At 64.1% G+C, this 16,470-nt stretch carries 16 protein-coding genes; 10 read left to right on the plus strand and 6 right to left on the minus strand.

From position 1 onward, the window contains the following. The first annotated feature begins 155 nt into the window (after window positions 1-155). The gene (locus ACFPOU_RS15165; RefSeq protein WP_379722813.1) at window positions 156-1,307 is read left to right on the plus strand and encodes an acyltransferase family protein; all 1,152 of its coding nucleotides are present in this window, start codon (window positions 156-158) and stop codon (window positions 1,305-1,307) included. A 194-nt stretch (window positions 1,308-1,501) separates the two neighbouring features. Continuing rightward, window positions 1,502-2,785, plus strand: a complete 1,284-nt coding sequence (locus tag ACFPOU_RS15170) for an MFS transporter (RefSeq protein ID WP_379722816.1) — start codon at window positions 1,502-1,504, stop codon at window positions 2,783-2,785. Window positions 2,786-2,835: 50 nt separating this feature from the next. On the opposite strand, the gene gyrB is transcribed toward ACFPOU_RS15170, so the two are convergent. The 3 genes from gyrB to dnaA form a co-directional block, all read right to left on the minus strand. After that, the gene (gene gyrB / locus ACFPOU_RS15175; protein ID WP_379722819.1) at window positions 2,836-5,337 is read right to left on the minus strand and encodes a DNA topoisomerase (ATP-hydrolyzing) subunit B; all 2,502 of its coding nucleotides are present in this window, start codon (window positions 5,335-5,337) and stop codon (window positions 2,836-2,838) included. A 99-nt stretch (window positions 5,338-5,436) separates the two neighbouring features. Then, complete coding sequence (dnaN, locus tag ACFPOU_RS15180) at window positions 5,437-6,543, minus strand: DNA polymerase III subunit beta (protein ID WP_379722822.1); 1,107 nt, start codon at window positions 6,541-6,543, stop codon at window positions 5,437-5,439. A 96-nt stretch (window positions 6,544-6,639) separates the two neighbouring features. Then, window positions 6,640-8,028 carry a chromosomal replication initiator protein DnaA gene (dnaA, locus tag ACFPOU_RS15185; RefSeq protein ID WP_379722825.1) on the minus strand — a complete coding sequence of 463 codons (1,389 nt, stop codon included), beginning with the start codon at window positions 8,026-8,028 and terminating at the stop codon, window positions 6,640-6,642. 345 nt (window positions 8,029-8,373) lie between these two features. On the opposite strand from dnaA, the gene rpmH reads away from it, so the two are divergent. From rpmH to ACFPOU_RS15220, 7 genes are all read left to right on the plus strand, one after another. Beyond that, window positions 8,374-8,508 carry a 50S ribosomal protein L34 gene (rpmH, locus tag ACFPOU_RS15190; protein ID WP_040378179.1) on the plus strand — a complete coding sequence of 45 codons (135 nt, stop codon included), beginning with the start codon at window positions 8,374-8,376 and terminating at the stop codon, window positions 8,506-8,508. Window positions 8,509-8,538: 30 nt separating this feature from the next. Beyond that, complete coding sequence (gene rnpA, locus ACFPOU_RS15195; RefSeq protein WP_379722828.1) at window positions 8,539-8,952, plus strand: ribonuclease P protein component; 414 nt, start codon at window positions 8,539-8,541, stop codon at window positions 8,950-8,952. Beyond that, window positions 8,949-9,209, plus strand: a complete 261-nt coding sequence (yidD, locus tag ACFPOU_RS15200; RefSeq protein WP_379722831.1) for a membrane protein insertion efficiency factor YidD — start codon at window positions 8,949-8,951, stop codon at window positions 9,207-9,209. Before rnpA ends, yidD begins: the two co-directional genes overlap by 4 nt. A gap of 11 nt (window positions 9,210-9,220) precedes the next feature. Continuing rightward, window positions 9,221-10,897 carry a membrane protein insertase YidC gene (yidC, locus tag ACFPOU_RS15205; protein WP_379722834.1) on the plus strand — a complete coding sequence of 559 codons (1,677 nt, stop codon included), beginning with the start codon at window positions 9,221-9,223 and terminating at the stop codon, window positions 10,895-10,897. A 91-nt stretch (window positions 10,898-10,988) separates the two neighbouring features. Beyond that, window positions 10,989-12,368 carry a tRNA uridine-5-carboxymethylaminomethyl(34) synthesis GTPase MnmE gene (mnmE, locus tag ACFPOU_RS15210; protein ID WP_379722837.1) on the plus strand — a complete coding sequence of 460 codons (1,380 nt, stop codon included), beginning with the start codon at window positions 10,989-10,991 and terminating at the stop codon, window positions 12,366-12,368. A 58-nt stretch (window positions 12,369-12,426) separates the two neighbouring features. Beyond that, window positions 12,427-13,005: a DUF1439 domain-containing protein gene (locus tag ACFPOU_RS15215; RefSeq protein ID WP_379722840.1), complete on the plus strand. Its 579-nt coding sequence runs from the start codon at window positions 12,427-12,429 to the stop codon at window positions 13,003-13,005. 373 nt (window positions 13,006-13,378) lie between these two features. Beyond that, entirely contained in the window at window positions 13,379-13,561 is a 183-nt protein-coding gene (locus ACFPOU_RS15220; RefSeq protein WP_379722843.1) for a hypothetical protein, read from the plus strand. A gap of 26 nt (window positions 13,562-13,587) precedes the next feature. Here ACFPOU_RS15220 and ACFPOU_RS15225 read toward each other — a convergent pair whose 3' ends face one another. Both ACFPOU_RS15225 and ACFPOU_RS15230 read right to left on the minus strand, forming a co-directional pair. Continuing rightward, window positions 13,588-14,190 carry an Hpt domain-containing protein gene (locus ACFPOU_RS15225; protein WP_379722846.1) on the minus strand — a complete coding sequence of 201 codons (603 nt, stop codon included), beginning with the start codon at window positions 14,188-14,190 and terminating at the stop codon, window positions 13,588-13,590. 4 nt (window positions 14,191-14,194) lie between these two features. Then, entirely contained in the window at window positions 14,195-15,226 is a 1,032-nt protein-coding gene (locus ACFPOU_RS15230; protein ID WP_379722849.1) for a CAP domain-containing protein, read from the minus strand. A 137-nt stretch (window positions 15,227-15,363) separates the two neighbouring features. Between ACFPOU_RS15230 and pssA the strand changes: the two genes are divergently transcribed. After that, a complete protein-coding gene (gene pssA / locus ACFPOU_RS15235) occupies window positions 15,364-16,155 on the plus strand; it encodes a CDP-diacylglycerol--serine O-phosphatidyltransferase (RefSeq protein ID WP_379722852.1) in 792 nt (263 codons plus the stop codon). Window positions 16,156-16,160: 5 nt separating this feature from the next. Here pssA and ACFPOU_RS15240 read toward each other — a convergent pair whose 3' ends face one another. Next, window positions 16,161-16,469 carry a metal-sensitive transcriptional regulator gene (locus tag ACFPOU_RS15240; protein ID WP_379722855.1) on the minus strand — a complete coding sequence of 103 codons (309 nt, stop codon included), beginning with the start codon at window positions 16,467-16,469 and terminating at the stop codon, window positions 16,161-16,163. Between the last annotated feature and the right edge of the window lies 1 nt (window position 16,470).

Here is a 16,470-nt window from a genome sequence, read left to right on the forward strand (position 1 = left end):
TCTCTTCTCTTCCGCAACCTTGCGCGCCTGACATCTTTCTGTTGCGTGCTGACAATTCGGCAGGCTCGGTTATGATGGCGCCTGGTCGACAATATCCACGGCAGTCTTCGCTTCGGTAGGGTCGCAAGCATATTCAAGATATTGTTCGGACGTACATGGCAGCAGGTAGTCGCGCGGCGCCCGCAATAGCCGGGGCGCAGCAAACACAATTCGGTCTCATCAATGTATTGAAGGGAGGCGCCGCGCAGCTGATCGTGCTGCACCATCTCGCCTTCTACGGTCCGATGGCGGACCACGCCCGCGCCTTGCTGCCGGCGCTGTTCAACTGGCTCGCCGGCGACGCCCGCATCGCCGTCCAGCTCTTCCTCGTCATCGGCGGTTTTCTCGCTGCCAAATCGCTGGCGCCGGCCGGTCTCGCCGGCACGGGCAACCCGCTGGGCACGATGTGGCGGCGCTATGCGAAGCTGGCGCCGCCCTTTGTCGTCGCGACGCTGCTCGCGGCCGCAGCCTCCTGCGTTGCATCGCTGTGGATGACGCACGACTCGATCTCCGCCGCCCCGACCCTCTCCCAGCTGTCCGCGCACGTACTCCTACTGCACAGCGTCCTCGGCTACGAATCCCTGTCCGCCGGTGCCTGGTATGTCGCCATCGATTTCCAGCTGTATGCGGGGACGGTGCTGCTGCTGTGGCTGTGCGGGCGCTTCTCCGGCGGCGTCGACCGGCCCTGGCTGGCGCCGGCCGTGGTGGTGACTGCCGTCGTCTCGTCGCTGTTCTACTTCAACCGCGATGCGAACTGGGATGTGTGGGCGCCGTATTTCTTCGGCAGCTATGGGCTCGGCATGCTGGCCTGGTGGGCGGGCGATCCGGCGCGCCGGCCGCGCGCGGTGGCGCTGCTGTTGCTGATGATGGCGGTGCCGGCCCTGGCGGCGCTGATGCTCGATTTTCGCAGCCGCATCGCGGTGGCGCTCAGTGTGGCGTGCGTGTTGATGTTGCTGGGAAGGGTAAGGATGCGCCCAGCGGCCGGGTGGGCGGTGGCGAACTGGCTGGGGAAGAATTCATATTCGATTTTCCTCGTGCATTTTCCGGTGTGCCTGGTGGTGAATGCGGTGTTCGTGCGGTTCGTGCCGGTGCAGGCGGCGTGGCAGGGGGGTGGGATCGTGCTTGCGTGGGCAGCAAGCCTGGCGGCCGGGGCGGCGTTCTGCAAGTGGGTCGAGGCGCCGCTCGGGCGGATAACGGGGACACGTCGCGGTGCGCGGTCCGTACGGTCGTTCAAAGGGCGGGCACCCAGCAACGTCGTAGCGCGTTGATGCATCGGTCCGCGCATCGATCGGCCCGCGCACCTCGCGCTGTAGCCGCGGAGTTTTCGTATAACCAGAGTTTGAGTTCTTCACTGTCATGCGCATGATGCCAGGGTGTGCGCCCTGAATCCGGATAAGCGCGGTGTTCGATACGCACAGGGATATCTTTCGACCTAGCAACGTTCATTTGGTAGCATCTCGCCATGAACGCTACCCACGAACTCACCCCACCCCGCATTCGCCGCCGCCAAACCCTGGCCCTCGTCCTTCTCGTCCTTACCGGCGTCATCAACTACCTCGACCGCGCGACGCTCGCGGTGGCCAACGAGTTCATTCGCGCAGACCTCGGCCTCTCGCTCGGCCAGATGGGCCTGCTGCTGTCGGCCTTTTCCTGGAGCTACGCCCTCTGCCAACTGCCGGTTGGCGCGTTGGTCGACAAGATCGGCCCGCGCTGGCTGCTCGGCATGGGGCTGGTGGTCTGGTCGCTGGCACAGGCGGCGGGCGGGCTGGTCTCGACCTTCGGCTGGTTCGTGATCGCGCGCATCGTGCTCGGGATCGGCGAGGCGCCGCAGTTTCCGGCGGCGGCGCGGGTCGTCAGCAACTGGTTTCCGCTGCGCGCGCGCGGCACGCCGACCGGCGTCTACAACTCGGCCTCGCCCCTGGGCGTCGCGCTCGCGCCTTTGCTCTTGTCGCCCCTGATCGCCGCCACGAGCTGGCACTGGGCCTTCTTCGTGACCGGTGCGATGGGCCTGGTGGCGGCGGTAATCTGGGTCGCCCTGTACCGCGACCCGGTGCGCAGCCGGATGTCCGAGGCCGAGATCGCCTACCTTGACGCGGGCCAGGCCGCCGAGGCAGTGCCTGCGACGAGTTTCGCATCCTGGCGCGCGCTGTTCCGGCACCGCGCCACCTGGGGCATGCTGTTCGGCTTTTCCGGCTCGGTCTATCTGAATTGGGTGTATCTGACCTGGCTGCCGGGTTACCTGCGTACCGAGCGCCAGATGGATATCGCCTACGCCGGGCTGGCCGCTTCGGTTCCCTTCGCTTGCGGCTTCGCCGGCGCCCTGATCGCAGGCTGGGCCTCGGATCGCGTCGCCCGCAATGCGACGTCGCCGCTGGCCGGCCGGCGCACGGCGGTGGTAGTGGCCATACTGGGCATGGTGGCGTTCACGATTCCGGCGGCACTGGTGGAGAGCAATACGGTCGCCATTGCCTGCATCTCGATCGTGATCTTCCTCGCCAATGCCGCTTCGGCCTGTTCCTGGTCGCTCGTCACCGTGGTGGCGCCGCGCAGCCGCATTGCCTCGCTGGGCGCGATCCAGAACTTCGGCGGCTTTATCGGCGGTGCGCTCGCGCCGATTCTCACCGGATTCATTGCGCAGAGCTGGTCCTTCGTGCCGGCGTTGCTCACCGGCGCCGGCATCGCTTTCGTCGGTGCGATGGCCTATCAGTTCCTGGTGGTGCGCTCGATTCCTGAACAGGACAGCTGAAAAACAAGCCAACCGTTAAAAAGCTTGGCTTTTTCATTAGCGACGGGCGATCAAACGTCGATATTCCCCGCCTGCAGCGCATTCGACTCAATAAAGTTCCTGCGCGGCTCGACCTCGTCGCCCATCAGCGTGGTAAAAATCTGGTCCGCCGCGATCGCGTCTTCGATCTGCACGCGCAGCAGGCGGCGCACTTTCGGGTCCATCGTGGTTTCCCAGAGCTGTTCCGGATTCATTTCTCCCAACCCCTTGTAACGCTGCTTCGACACGCCGCGTTCGGCTTCTTCGCGCAGCCAGATCATCGCTTCGTGGAATTCGCGCACGGCAAACTCCTTCATCTTCTCGCCTTCGCCGCGGCGCATGATGGCGCCTTCGCCCATCAGGCCCTGGAAGGTGGCGGCGGCATTGGCCAGCACGGCGTAGTCGTTGCTGAGCACGAAGTCGGCGTCGATCGAGGTCACGTAGACGTTCCCGTGGCGCATGCGCTCGATGCGCAGCGAATGCTTTTCGCTGATCTCGTCCGAACGCACGACCACGCGCACGGCCGGATCGTTGATGGCCGCTTCCATCGCCTTGGCCGAGACCTCGGCCGCTTCCAGGGTCGCCATGTCGAGCGTGATGCCGCTCATGATCGCGGTCAGCGCGGCGCGGTCGATCACGCGCGTCAAGCGCATCATGATGGCGTTGGCCAGGTTGTACTGGCGCACCAGTTCGGCCAGGGCGTCGCCGTTGATCGGCTCGGCGCCTTCGCGCGGCACCAGCGAGGCGCCGTTGAGCGCCACCATCATCATGTAGCTCGCTTCCTCGACGTCGTCTTTCAGGTAACGCTCGTCGCGGCCGGCTTTCACCTTGTACAGCGGCGGCTGGGCGATATAGATATGGCCGCGCTCGACCAGTTGCGGCATCTGGCGGTAGAACAGCGTCAGCAGCAGGGTGCGGATGTGGGCGCCGTCGACGTCGGCGTCGGTCATGATGATGATGCGGTGGTAACGCAGTTTATCGACGTTGAATTCGTCCGGGCCGATCGAGGTGCCGAGGGTGGCGATCAGGGTCGTGATCTGTTCCGACGACAGCATTTTCTCGAAGCGCGCCTTTTCCACGTTCAGCACCTTGCCGCGCAGCGGCAAGATGGCCTGGAACTTGCGGTCGCGGCCCTGTTTCGCCGAGCCGCCTGCCGAGTCACCCTCGACGATATACAGTTCGGCCAGCGCCGGGTCGCGTTCCTGGCAGTCGGCCAGTTTCGAGGACAAACCCAGGCCGTCCATGACACCCTTGCGGCGCGTCAGGTCGCGCGCCTTGCGCGCCGCTTCCCGCGCACGGGCCGCTTCCACGATCTTGCCGCAGATGATTTTTGCGTCGTTCGGCTTTTCGTTCAGGAAGTCGGTCAGGGTCTTGGCGACGATTTCCTCGACCGGGCCGCGCACTTCCGACGACACCAGCTTGTCCTTGGTCTGCGACGAGAATTTCGGTTCCGGCACTTTCACCGACAGCACGCAGGTGAGACCCTCGCGCATGTCGTCGCCCGAGATTTCGACCTTCGCCTTCTTGGCGAAATCGTGCTCGTCGATGTATTTGTTGATCACGCGCGTCATTGCCGCGCGCAGGCCGGTCAGGTGGGTGCCGCCATCGCGCTGCGGAATGTTATTGGTAAAACACAGCACCTGCTCGTTGTAGGCGTCGTTCCACTGCATCGACACGTCCACCGAGATATTCGTGTTCTGGTCCGACTGGCGCTCGCCCGTGGCCTGGAACACGGTCGGGTGCAGGACGCTCTTGGTCTTGTTGATGTATTCGACGAAGCCGCGGGTGCCGCCCTCGAAGGCGAAGATCTCTTCCTTGCCGGTGCGGTGGTCGCTCAGGCGGATATTCACGCCGTTGTTCAGGAAGGAGAGTTCGCGAATCCTTTTCGAGAGGATCTCGTAGTGGAATTCGACGTGCGTGAAAATGGTTTCGTCGGCCCAGAAGTGCACTTCGGTGCCGCGCTTGTCGGTGTCGCCGATGACCTTCATAGGGGAGACCTCGAAGCCGTCGACGATGTCGATCAGGCGGTCCTGCGGAACGCCGCGCACGAATTCCATCTGGTGGATCTTGCCTTTCTGGCGCACGGTCACGCGCAGCAGTTTCGACAGCGCGTTCACGCAGGACACGCCCACGCCGTGCAGGCCGCCCGACACTTTATAGGAGTTCTGGTTGAACTTGCCGCCGGCGTGCAGTTCGGTCAGGGCGATTTCGGTGGCCGAGCGCTTCGGCTCGTGCTTGTCGTCCATCTTGACGCCGGTCGGAATGCCGCGGCCGTTGTCGGCGATCGAAATCGAATTGTCGGCGTGGATGGTGACGTGGATTTCGGTGCAGTAGCCGGCCAGCGATTCGTCGATCGAGTTGTCCAGCACTTCGAAGACGAGGTGGTGCAAGCCGGTGCCGTCCGAGGTATCACCAATGTACATGCCCGGCCGCTTGCGTACCGCTTCCAGGCCTTCCAGAATTTGAATCGAGGCGGCGCCGTAGTCGTCCGACTGCATCGGCGACTGGGGCATTTGATTGGTGTTATCGGACATGGACTGCTTTCTCAAAAAACTATGTATTCAGACTGAGAAATCCCCAGAGCAGGCAAGCGCCGGTCCGGGGATCTTCATTTCGATTCACTGCCTGCGCGATCAAATCCGCATCGGCATGACGACATATTTGAAGTCGGCATTGTCGGGAATCGAGATCAGGGCCGACGAATTCGAGTCGCCCAGGGCGATGTTGACCTGATCGCACTTCAGGTTGTTGAGCACGTCGAGCAGATAGGTCACGTTGAAACCGATGTCGATCTGGTCGCCGCCATAGTCGATCTCGAGCTCTTCGACCGCTTCTTCCTGGTCGGCATTGGTCGAGCTGATCTTCATGCTGCCCGGGGTGATGATGCAGCGCACGCCCTTGAACTTGTCGCTGGTCATGATCGCGGCGCGCTGGAGCGAACGCAGCAACTCGTCGCGGCTGATCGTGAAGTCGTTCTTATAACCCTTCGGGATCACGCGGGTGTAGTCAGGGAACTTCCCCTCGACCAGCTTCGACACCAGTTCGATGTCGGCGAAGCTCAGTTTCACTTGCGAGGCGGCGATGTCGAGGCGGACGGTGTCGTCGCTTTCTTCCAGCAGGCGCTGCAGTTCGATGATGGTCTTGCGCGGGATGATGACTTCCTGGCGCACGAATTCCTGCTCGGCTTCGACCTGGCAGAAGGCCAGGCGGTGGCCGTCCGTGGCGACCGCGATGACCTTGTTACCGTCCAGCACCAGGAGCAGGCCGTTCAGGTAATAGCGAATGTCTTGCTGGGCCATCGCGAAGTGCACCATGTTGAACAGGTGCTTGAGCGTCTTTTGCGGCAGGGTGACGGTGGCGTTATAGCTGTCCGCGACCGAGACGGTCGGGAATTCCTCGGCGGCCAGGGTCTGCAGCGCGAAGCGCGACTTGCCGCTCTGGACGGCCAGCCGTTTATTGGCCAGCGTCATCGTGACGTCGCCCGATTCCGGCAGCGCGCGCAGGATGTCGAGCAACTTGCGCGCGGCGACCGTGGTGCCGGTGATGTCGTCGCCGCTGCCGATGTTGGCATGCGTCGTGATTTGCACTTCGGTGTCGGTCGACAGGAAGGAGACGCTTTCGCCATCCTTGCGGATGAGGATATTGGCCAGAATCGGCATGGTGTGCCGACGCTCGACAATACCGCTCACGATCTGCAGTGGCCGGAGAAGGGTATCTCGGGTGGTTTTGACCAGTTGCATAATTGTCCTCAGAAGGGTTAGTACTTAAAGTGTTGATACGGCACTATTTTGCCTATTGCCGGAAGTAATTACTACCCCCGGCGCGGGCGAATCGGATCAGCCCTTCAGGGTCTGCTCCAGCACGTGCAATTCGTGGTTGCACTCGGGGTTTTTCTGGCGGTCGCCGGCGATCTTGCGCACCGCGTGCAGCACCGTGGTATGGTCCCGGCCGCCGAACAGTTCTCCGATTTCCGGCAGACTCTTTTGCGTCAATTCCTTGGCCAGGTACATGGCGATCTGGCGCGGGCGGGCGATGTTGGCGGGGCGCCGCTTCGAATACATGTCGGCGACCTTGATGTTGAAGAAGTCGGCCACCGTCTTCTGGATATTTTCCACCGAAATCTGGCGGTTCTGGACCGACAGTAAATCCTTCAGGGCTTCCTTCACGATGTCGATCGTGATGTCCTTCCCGTGGAAGCGCGAATAGGCCAGGATCTTGCGCAGGGCGCCTTCGAGCTCGCGCACGTTCGAGCGCAGGTGTTTGGCGACGAAGAAAGCGACGTCGTCCGAGAGCGTGACGCCTTCGGACTGGGCTTTTTTCAAGAGAATGGCGACGCGCATTTCCAGTTCCGGCGGCTCGATCGCCACCGTCAGGCCGGAATCGAAACGCGAGATCAGGCGGTCATCCATGCCGGTGATCTCTTTCGGATAGGTGTCGGACGTGATGATGATCTGCTTCTTCGCAGCGATCAGGGCCTCGAACGCATAGAAGAATTCTTCCTGCGTGCGGCTTTTCCCGCCGAAGAATTGAATATCGTCGATCAGCAGCATGTCGAGCGAGTGATAGTAATGCTTGAAATCGTCGAAGCCCTTGCGCTGATACGCGGTGACGACGTCGCGCACGTACTGCTCGGCGTGGATGTAGCGGATGCGCGCGCCCGGCTGGTCGGCCATCACCTGGTTGCCGATGGCGTGGATCAAGTGGGTCTTGCCGAGGCCGACGCCGCCGTAGAAGAACAGCGGGTTGTACGATACGCCCGGGTTGTTGGCCACCTGGATCGCGGCGGCGCGCGCCAGCTGGTTGGCTTTACCGGTGACGAAACTGTCGAACGTCAGGTCGGGGTTGATGCGGCTCTGTTCGCGCTTGGGCGAATTGGCGATGTTCAGGTTCTGCTGCGGTTCGGCCGGGGCGGACGGGCGCAACTGGCCCGGCTCGACCTGGTTCGCCGGGGCCGGACGCACCGCGTCCGGTTTTTTCGCGTTCAGGCGCGGGTCGAGCACGAACTGCACTTCGACCGGCGCTTCCCAGTACTGGCAGGCCAGCGCCGTGATGCGGTTGGCGAACTGCGACTTCACCCAGTCGAGCTTGAATCGATTCGGCGCTGCAATGCGCAGCTTGCCGTCCTCGTAATCGAGGGCGACGAGCGGTTTGATCCACGCGCTGTATTGTTGCGGCGTCAGCTCGAGCTCCAGTTGCGCGGAGGCGGTCTGCCAAAAATTTTCCATGTGTGCGGCTTCGTGATACGTAACACGCTATTTTACCTGTCTACGCGCAAGTTATCCACAGGTTGACCCAAGTTTTTCAGGGCTCGCTGGGGATAAGAACGGCGTTATCCCGCGTGCAGGCATAACGGGATACAACAGCCGCCTTGACAGTGGGGCCGAAAATCGAGTCTAATTCAGGGTTCCCCGTCCGCATGCCTGTCAGCCAGCAGATTCATGGTTGAGAAATGCGGGCTAAGCTGTGGCGTGACGCTGGCTTAAACGACTGCGAACTGTCATTGCGCCGATTCCTGACGAGAAGACGTCAGACCCGATTTTGCATCCTATTTTGCTTTAAGCGAGACCACCATGAAACGTACTTACCAACCTTCCGTCGTTCGTCGCAAGCGCACGCACGGCTTCCGCGCACGTATGGCTACCCGTGGTGGCCGCCAAGTCCTGAACGCGCGCCGCGCCAAGGGCCGCAAGCGTCTGGCTGTCTAAGCCAGTTCGCCTGCTTTCCTGCGGTCGGCCATGACAGGCGAAGGTTCGCACGACTTCGCGCGCGCTCGGCGCATCTTAAAAACGGATGAGTTTTCATCCGTTTTTCGTTTGCGGCCAGCGCAAAAAACCGCGCATTTCGTGTTGTACACCCGTCCCAGCCCGCTGCCCCATGCGCGGTTGGGCATCGTCGCGGCCAAGCGCTTCGCGCCGCGCGCCGTCACCCGCAATACCATCAAGCGCATTACGCGCGAACTGTTCCGCACGAACGACATCCAGTCGGTCGATTGCATCGTGCGCCTGGCCCGTCCCGTCAATACCAAGGACGGCCCGGCCACGACAGCGGCATTGAAGCGCCTGCTGCACGCCGAACTGTCGCGCCTGCTCGGGTCACAGAATCCGAGTCTGCAGCGTCCACGCCGCCCCGCGGCACCGCCGACGCCATGAAAACCCTGCTCATCTGGATCGTGCGTGCTTACCGGCTCGTACTCTCGCCGATGCTCGGGCAGAATTGCCGCTTTTATCCGTCCTGTTCCAGCTACGCCATCGAGGCGCTCCAGAAGCATGGTGCGCTGCGCGGCAGCTGGCTGGCCGCGCGCCGTCTCGGCCGCTGCCACCCCTGGAACGCGGGCGGCGTCGATCCGGTGCCTCCCGGCGGGCACAAGCATTCCCACTCAGCCGCTCGCGGTTGCAACCACTCCTGATCAATACCTCAATGGAAATCAATAAACGTACCATTCTGTGGATTGTCTTCGCCGTCTCGCTTGTCATCCTGTGGAACAACTGGATGATCTCGAGCGGTAAGCCATCGATGTTCGCGCCGACCCCGCCGGCCAAGGTTGCCGAGACGCCAGCCGTTGCCGCCACCGGCACGGCCGGTGTTCCCGCCGCGGCCGCCCAGCCGGGTACCGTGCCGGGCCAGGCTGCCGTGCCGGGCCAGCCCGCCGCGCCGGCGCCCGTGCGCGCCGAACGCATCGTCGTCACCACCGACGTCGTGAAAGCCGAGATCGACACCGTCGGCGGCGTGATCCGCCGTCTCGAGCTGCTGAAATACCCGGACCACTTCGACAAGACGAAGAACCAGGTGCTGTTCGACGTCTCCGGCAACAATACCTATCTCGGCCAGACCGGCTTGATCGGTTCGACCGCCGCCGGCGTCCTGCCGAACCACAACACGCCCTTCGTGGCGCGTCCCGGCCTGCGCACGCTCGATGGCGGCAACGCCGTGCAAGTCGTGCTCGACGCCGAGCAGGGTGGCGTGAAACTGACCAAGACGCTCACGTTCAAGCGCGGCGACTATGTCGTCGACGTGCGCCACGACGTCACCAACCTGACCGCGGCCCCTGTGCAGCCGTCGCTCTACCTGCAGCTGCAGCACGACGGCAACAAGCCGCCGGGCGACTCGTGGTTTACCCCGAGCTTCACCGGCCCGACCCTGTGGACGCCGATCGAGAAGTACCAGAAGCTGGCCTTCGAGGACATCGAAAAGGGCAAGGCCGAGCATGCCACCAAGGCGAACGGCGGCTGGGTCGCCATTTCGCAGCACTTCTTCGTCTCGGCCTTCATTCCGGCCGAGAACACAGCGCGCGAGATCTTCACCAAGAAGCTGGCGACGAACCTGTATGCGATCGGCACGGTCCAGCCGCTGGGCGTCGTTGCGCCGGGCGCGACCGTCTCGAACACGGCGCGCCTGTATTCGGGCCCGCAGGACGAGAAGACCCTGGAAAAGATCACCCCGGGCCTGGAACTGGTCAAGGACTACGGCATGTTCGCGATCATCGCCAAGCCGCTGTTCTGGATCATCGACCAGATCCATCAGCTGCTGGGCAACTGGGGCTGGACCATCATCGCCTTCACCATCCTGATCAAGCTGGCCTTCTTCCCGCTGTCGGCCGCCGGCTACCGCAGCATGGCGAAAATGCGCGTGGTCACGCCGAAGATGCAGGCGATCCGCGAGCGCTACAAAGCCGATCCGGTCAAGATGCAGCAGGCCACGATGGAGCTGTACAAGGCCGAGAAGATCAATCCGCTGGGCGGCTGCCTGCCGATCCTGGTGCAGATGCCGGTGTTCCTGGCCCTGTACTACGTGCTGCAAGCCTCGGTCGAGATGCGCGGCGCGCCCTGGATCGGCTGGATCCAGGATCTGACCCAGCCCGACCCGTGGTTCATCCTGCCGGTGCTGTACGCGATCTCGATGTACGTCACCGCGAAACTGAACCCGCAGCCGGCCGATCCGATGCAGGCCAAGATGATGCTGTTCATGCCGCTGGCGTTCTCGGTCATGTTCATCTTCTTCCCGGCGGGCCTGGTGCTGTACTGGGTGGTCAACAACCTGGTCTCGATCGCGCAGCAGTGGGTCATCACCAAGCGCTACGAGCCGGCGACCAAGTAAGTCGTCCGCCCGGCCAAGGAAAGCCCGTGCACGCCACGGGCTTTTTTTATGCACGGCAGGTTCCTGCTATAAATCATCTACAATTTGCCCCATGAAGCTAGATACCTCTCCCATCGCGGCGATCGCCACCGCCCCTGGACGCGGCGGCATCGGCGTGGTCCGCGCCTCGGGCAAGTCGCTCACCCCCTTGATCGCCGCGCTGTTCCCGGATGCCAGGCTGGCGCCGCGCCACGCGACCTATCTCCCGTTCACATCGCAGGACGGCAGCATCATCGACCAGGGCCTCGCACTGTACTTCAAGGCGCCCCATTCCTATACCGGCGAAGACGTGCTCGAGCTGCAGGGACATGGCGGCCCGGTGGTATTGCAGATGCTGTTGGCGCGGGTGCTCGAAGCGGGCCGCGAACACGGGCTGCGCCTGGCCGAACCGGGCGAATTCACGCGCCGCGCCTACCTCAACGACAAGCTCGACCTGGCCCAGGCCGAAGCCGTGGCCGACCTGATCGACGCCTCGACCGAAGCGGCGGCGAAGTCGGCTTCGCAATCGCTGTCGGGCGCGTTCTCGCAGGTCGTGCACCGGCTGGTCGAGCAGACGATCAACCTGCGCATGCTGGTCGAGGCGACCCTCGATTTTCCGGAAGAGGAAATCGATTTTCTCGAAAAATCGAATGCGCGCGGCCAGCTGGCCGGCATCATCGCGTCGCTCGAACACGTGTTCCGCCAGGCCGCGCAAGGCGCGCTCCTGCGCGCAGGCTTGAATGTCGTGCTGGTCGGCCAGCCGAACGTCGGCAAGTCTTCCTTGCTGAACGCGCTGGCCGGCGCCGAAGTGGCGATCGTCACCCCGATCGCCGGTACCACGCGCGACAAGGTCAGCGAGACGATCCAGATCGAGGGCATTCCCCTGAACATCATCGACACGGCCGGCATCCGTGCGATCGACGCGGGCATCGACGTGGTCGAGCGCATCGGCATCGAGCGCACCTGGGGCGAAGTCGGCAAGGCCGACGTCATCCTGCACCTGCTCGACGCGGCGCTCGGCCCGAGCGCGGCCGACGAGACCATCGCCGCCGCCTTTCCAAAGGGTGTGCCGGTGGTGCGCATCTGGAACAAGATCGATCTGTCGGGGCACCGCGCGGCGGTCGAGGGCGCGGCCGATGCGACGCATGTCTATTTGTCGGCCAACGAACAGCTCGGCATCGACTTGCTGCGCGCCGAGCTGCTGCGCATCGCCGGCTGGCAGCAAACGGGCGAATCGCTGTACCTGGCGCGCGAACGCCACCTGATCGCCCTGCGCGCGGCGCGCGGGCATCTCGATGTGGCCGCCCAGCACGCGGCGCAGGACGACCAGTCGCTCGACCTGTTCGCCGAAGAGCTGCGACTGGCGCAGGACCAGCTCTCCAGCATTACCGGGGAATTCACGCCGGACGATTTGCTGGGGGTGATTTTCAGCCGCTTCTGTATCGGCAAGTAAGCGAACCACCCGCCTGCCCGGCCCATGCTACCCTTGAGTCCGAACCCAAGGAGCTGGCATGGCTGATCTCACTACCCTGCGCGCGCGGCGCGTCTTCCTCATCGCATCGAGCCTGGCGGCCGCGGCGGCCCTGAGCGCTTGCGCCAGCATCCTCGGCCCGCGCGAAGTCGACTTGCCGCTGTCGAAACTGCAAGCCAGCCTCGAGCGCCGCTTCCCGATGGACAACCGCCTGCTCGACCTGTTCGATGTGCGCCTGTCGCGCCCGCAACTGGCGGTGCTGCCGGGCGACCGCGTCGCCCTCACGATCGACGCCAGCGTCGCCCAGTCCTTCTTGCGCAATCCCCTGTCCGGCAGCCTGGCCGTCTCGGGGCGCCTGTACGTCGACCCGGCGCGCAGCGGCGTCTACCTGGCCGAGCCGCGCCTGGAGCGCTTCGCCGTCAGCGGGCTGGACGAGCCGGTCGGGCGCCAGCTCGCACGCGCGGCCAACGGCGTATTCGAGAAAGCCATGCTCGACATTCCCGTCTACAGTTTCCGCATGGACGAGCTGCGCTATGCCGGCACGCAGTATGTGCCGACCCGGATCGCCACCACCAGCACCGGCTTGCGCGTCTCGCTCGAACCGGTGCCTCGGCGCTGAGCCGGCGCACATCCCGTTACCGAAAGCGTGCGCCGAATGTCCGCGCACGATTGGCGGACCGCTGAAAAAAAGTTATCAATACTGCTAATATTTCCGCAGCTGACATCGCCTTTCACGGTTGCGCGGCAGCTGGCAAACGAACTGTTGCAAGCGTGCCGCAATGGGTAAACACTGGCGTTCACCGACATTGCGGCAGCGCCGCGTTGGGCGCACACTGGATCCCCAGAAAGGCTGTGGCAGTGCTGCCGCATCGGAGCACCCCGTTGCGATTGCTCATGCACGGTATGTTCCACTACAGTAATCTTGCTTGATGACTTGATGACTTGATGTGCTGCCGGTGGGGGGGACCTTGGAAACGATACAAGACAGTCTGATGAACGACGGTGCGGCTTCCGAGTCGCCTACTGCCGCCGCGGCACAAACGAGGCCATCGCGCCTGAGCCTGCCGCCGAAAGGTTCATGCTGGTATTGCGAAAAACCGGTCGACAGTGTGCGCCGTTTTTGCGGCAAGGACTGTACCGACGCCTTCGACGAAGAAGCCGAGTACACGCGCTGAGCGCGGCTCCCCGTGATGTAACGACGCTAGCCGGCCTGCCCGGGCCGGTCGAGCAAGGCGAGCGCGCGTTCGTAATCGAACTTCGCCACCGACGCGCTCAAGGCCTCATACTCCTGTTCCCCCAGCTGCGCCCGTAGCGCGTCGCGCGCCTCGGCCACCAGTTCGACCGCCGCGCCGTCGCCGATGTCGAGCATGGCGCGCAGGTCGGCCAGCGCGTCGCCCGCGGCCGGCGCGCGCGCGGGCGGCGTTGCCTGTGCCTGCAAGTCGATCGCATCGAGTGCGCCCAGCACGTCGGCCAGGGCGGCATCCAGGCGCGCCAGCAACGCCACGGCATGACGGCCACGACCGCGCAATGCATCTTCCAGCGCCAGGGCCGCCGCCGTCAGGGCAGGCGCTTCGATCATGCCGGCCGCACCCTTGAGCGTGTGCGCCAGGCGCTGCGCCAGCAGCGGGTTGCCAGCCTCGAGCGCGCCGCGGAGGGCGCTGGCGGCGTCGCGGTAATCGGTGCGAAAGCGGACCAGGGCGCGCAGGTAGAGGGCGCGGTTGCCCATCAGGCGGTCGACGCCGGCCTCGATATCGAGGACCGGTGCCGCCGGTGGCGATGGCAGGGCCGGTTCGTGCCGGGTCATCCGGTCAGCGCGTCGTGAACGACCAGGTGCGCGTGACGGCGGTGCCGCCCGCGGTGCCGTTGAAGCTGACCTCATGCACCGTGTTCGCCGCCAGCGGCGCCAGCGGCACGATGGCCGCCGAGGAGCGTCCGGTATGCACGTCGCTCGGATATGCCAGCAGCCGTACCGGAAGGTCGGCGCCGCCGCGAGGGCGCACGGTGAAACTGGTGACCGCGATGGTGCGATCGATGTTGGCGTGTACGCTGATCGGATACCCGACTTCGTCACGGTCCGGTACCGGATCGGGTGATTCGGTATTGCTGAAGAAATTGCGCGGCACCGTCGTCATGCCATCGAAAGGCCAGACCGCCACCTGGCCGGCGGGCAGGCCGGCGCCATAGCCGTTGTTGGCCGTGAAATTGGTGGTGAAGTAGTTGTAGCCGGAGGCGGTCGTGGCCGCGCCCGTGCCGATTTCCTTGAACACCGGTTCGAAAATGACGAAGCGGTGGTAGACCGCCGTGATCAGTTCCTCGGCCATGTACTGGCCCGAGCCGTTGCCGGCGGCGGAAATGACTTCGCCATACGCGCGCGAGGCGGCCGTATTGAAACGGTAACCGGCGGCGGCGAGGCGGGCATTCACATCGGTGCCCGTAAAGCCTTCCTTGCCGACCACCTGGTCGTGCGTGATGACATTGTTGATGCGTTGATAATCGGAGTGGCCCTGGGCCGCGATATCGATGACCGTGCTGCGGGCAAGGGTCGTCATGCCGACCTGGCCGCGGCGGAAATTGAGCCACTCACGGCCGTCGGTGGCGATATTGCCGGTGGCAAGCGGCGCGCCGGGCGCGGCCGGGCCGGTGGGGTTATCCGGCGCCGGCGGCGTCAGCGGATCGGGAATGGCAGGCGACATCGGGCCCGGCATGGCCGGCGGCGGCGTGCCGACCGGCGCCGGGTCGACAACGCTGGCGCTGCCACCGCCACCTCCGCCGCAGCCGGCAACAGCCAGGGCGGTAACGCAGCCGGCCAATATCATCTTCGCGCGCAGCAAGTCGCTCATCCTTGTACTCCTGATCCAGGTTAATGCCGAAAGGCACATTCTAGGGCAAATCGAATATGCGCGACGGCAGGCACCGTGCGCGAGCGGGCGTGGGCGCACTGTAGAATAGGGTCATCTTCCTCTTGCCCGGACCCGAATTGAACCGAACCCGCCCAGAGCGCCTCGCGCGTGCCAAGTTTGCCTTGCCGAGTTTCGTGACGCTGCTGTCGATTGCCTGCGGCTTCGGCAGCATCGTCATTTCGGTCGATAACGCCCAGGTCGGCGCGCCGGGAGACTTCCGCCTCGCGGCCATCCTGCTGGTGCTGGCCGGTGTATTCGATGCGCTCGACGGGTATGTCGCCCGCGCCACCAACACCCAGTCCGACTTCGGCGTCCAGCTCGACTCGATTGCCGATGTCATGAATTTCGGTTGCGCCCCGGGCTTGCTACTGTACTGCTACGGTTTTGCTCAAATGAGCGCCGCGCATCCGACGATCGTGCGCATGGGCGGCCTGGCCTGCTTCATCTTCGTCGCCTGTGGCGCGCTGCGCCTGGCGCGCTTCAACATCACGGTCGGACGCTTCGATCCACGCTATTTCGTCGGCATGCCGATCACGGCCGGCGCCGCCTGCGTGGCGGCCGTCGTGGTCGCCTGGCCCGATCCGGTCGTGAACATGGCCCAGGCCTTTGCGGTGATGGCGCTGATGGTCGCCGTCGGCACGCTGATGGTGTCGACCATTCGCTTTCCCAGCAGCAAGCAAAAGCTGAGCAAAGGGATGTTAGTCCTGATTGCCGTCGCCGTTCTGCTCCTCGTCATATTGCGGGAGCGTTTTTTCGTGTTGTTCTTCTTGCTCTACATCTGTGCGACGCTGCTGATGAACATCGCATGGCGCACCGGCTGGCGCGGCATCGCGCCGCCGGTCGTCTACGCCGACGAGGAAGAGGTCTGAGAAAATCAGGCGAACTTGTCGAGCAGGGCGGCAAGCCGGGTCGCCACCGCACGCGCGTCGTCGAGATCGGCGGCCCCTTCGCTATGGGTCAGCACGGTTGCCGTGAGCAACTGAACGAACGAGCGGTCGAGCGCCTTGCGCGCCGCCGCCATTTGCTGGGCCACCGCCTCGCAGTCGCTGGGTTCGGCCGCCAGGGCGATCAGCTTCTGCACCCCGCGCAGCTGGCCCTCGATGCGAGCCAGGCGGTTCAGCAAGTCCTTTTTCTGCTGCGCCGTCAGCGCAGTTCCCTCGACCACCTTGAGCGGCTCGGCCATA

Origin of the sequence: Massilia jejuensis, from assembly GCF_042656795.1 — a bacterium.
GTDB classification, from domain to species: Bacteria; Pseudomonadota; Gammaproteobacteria; order Burkholderiales; family Burkholderiaceae_D; genus Telluria; species Telluria jejuensis.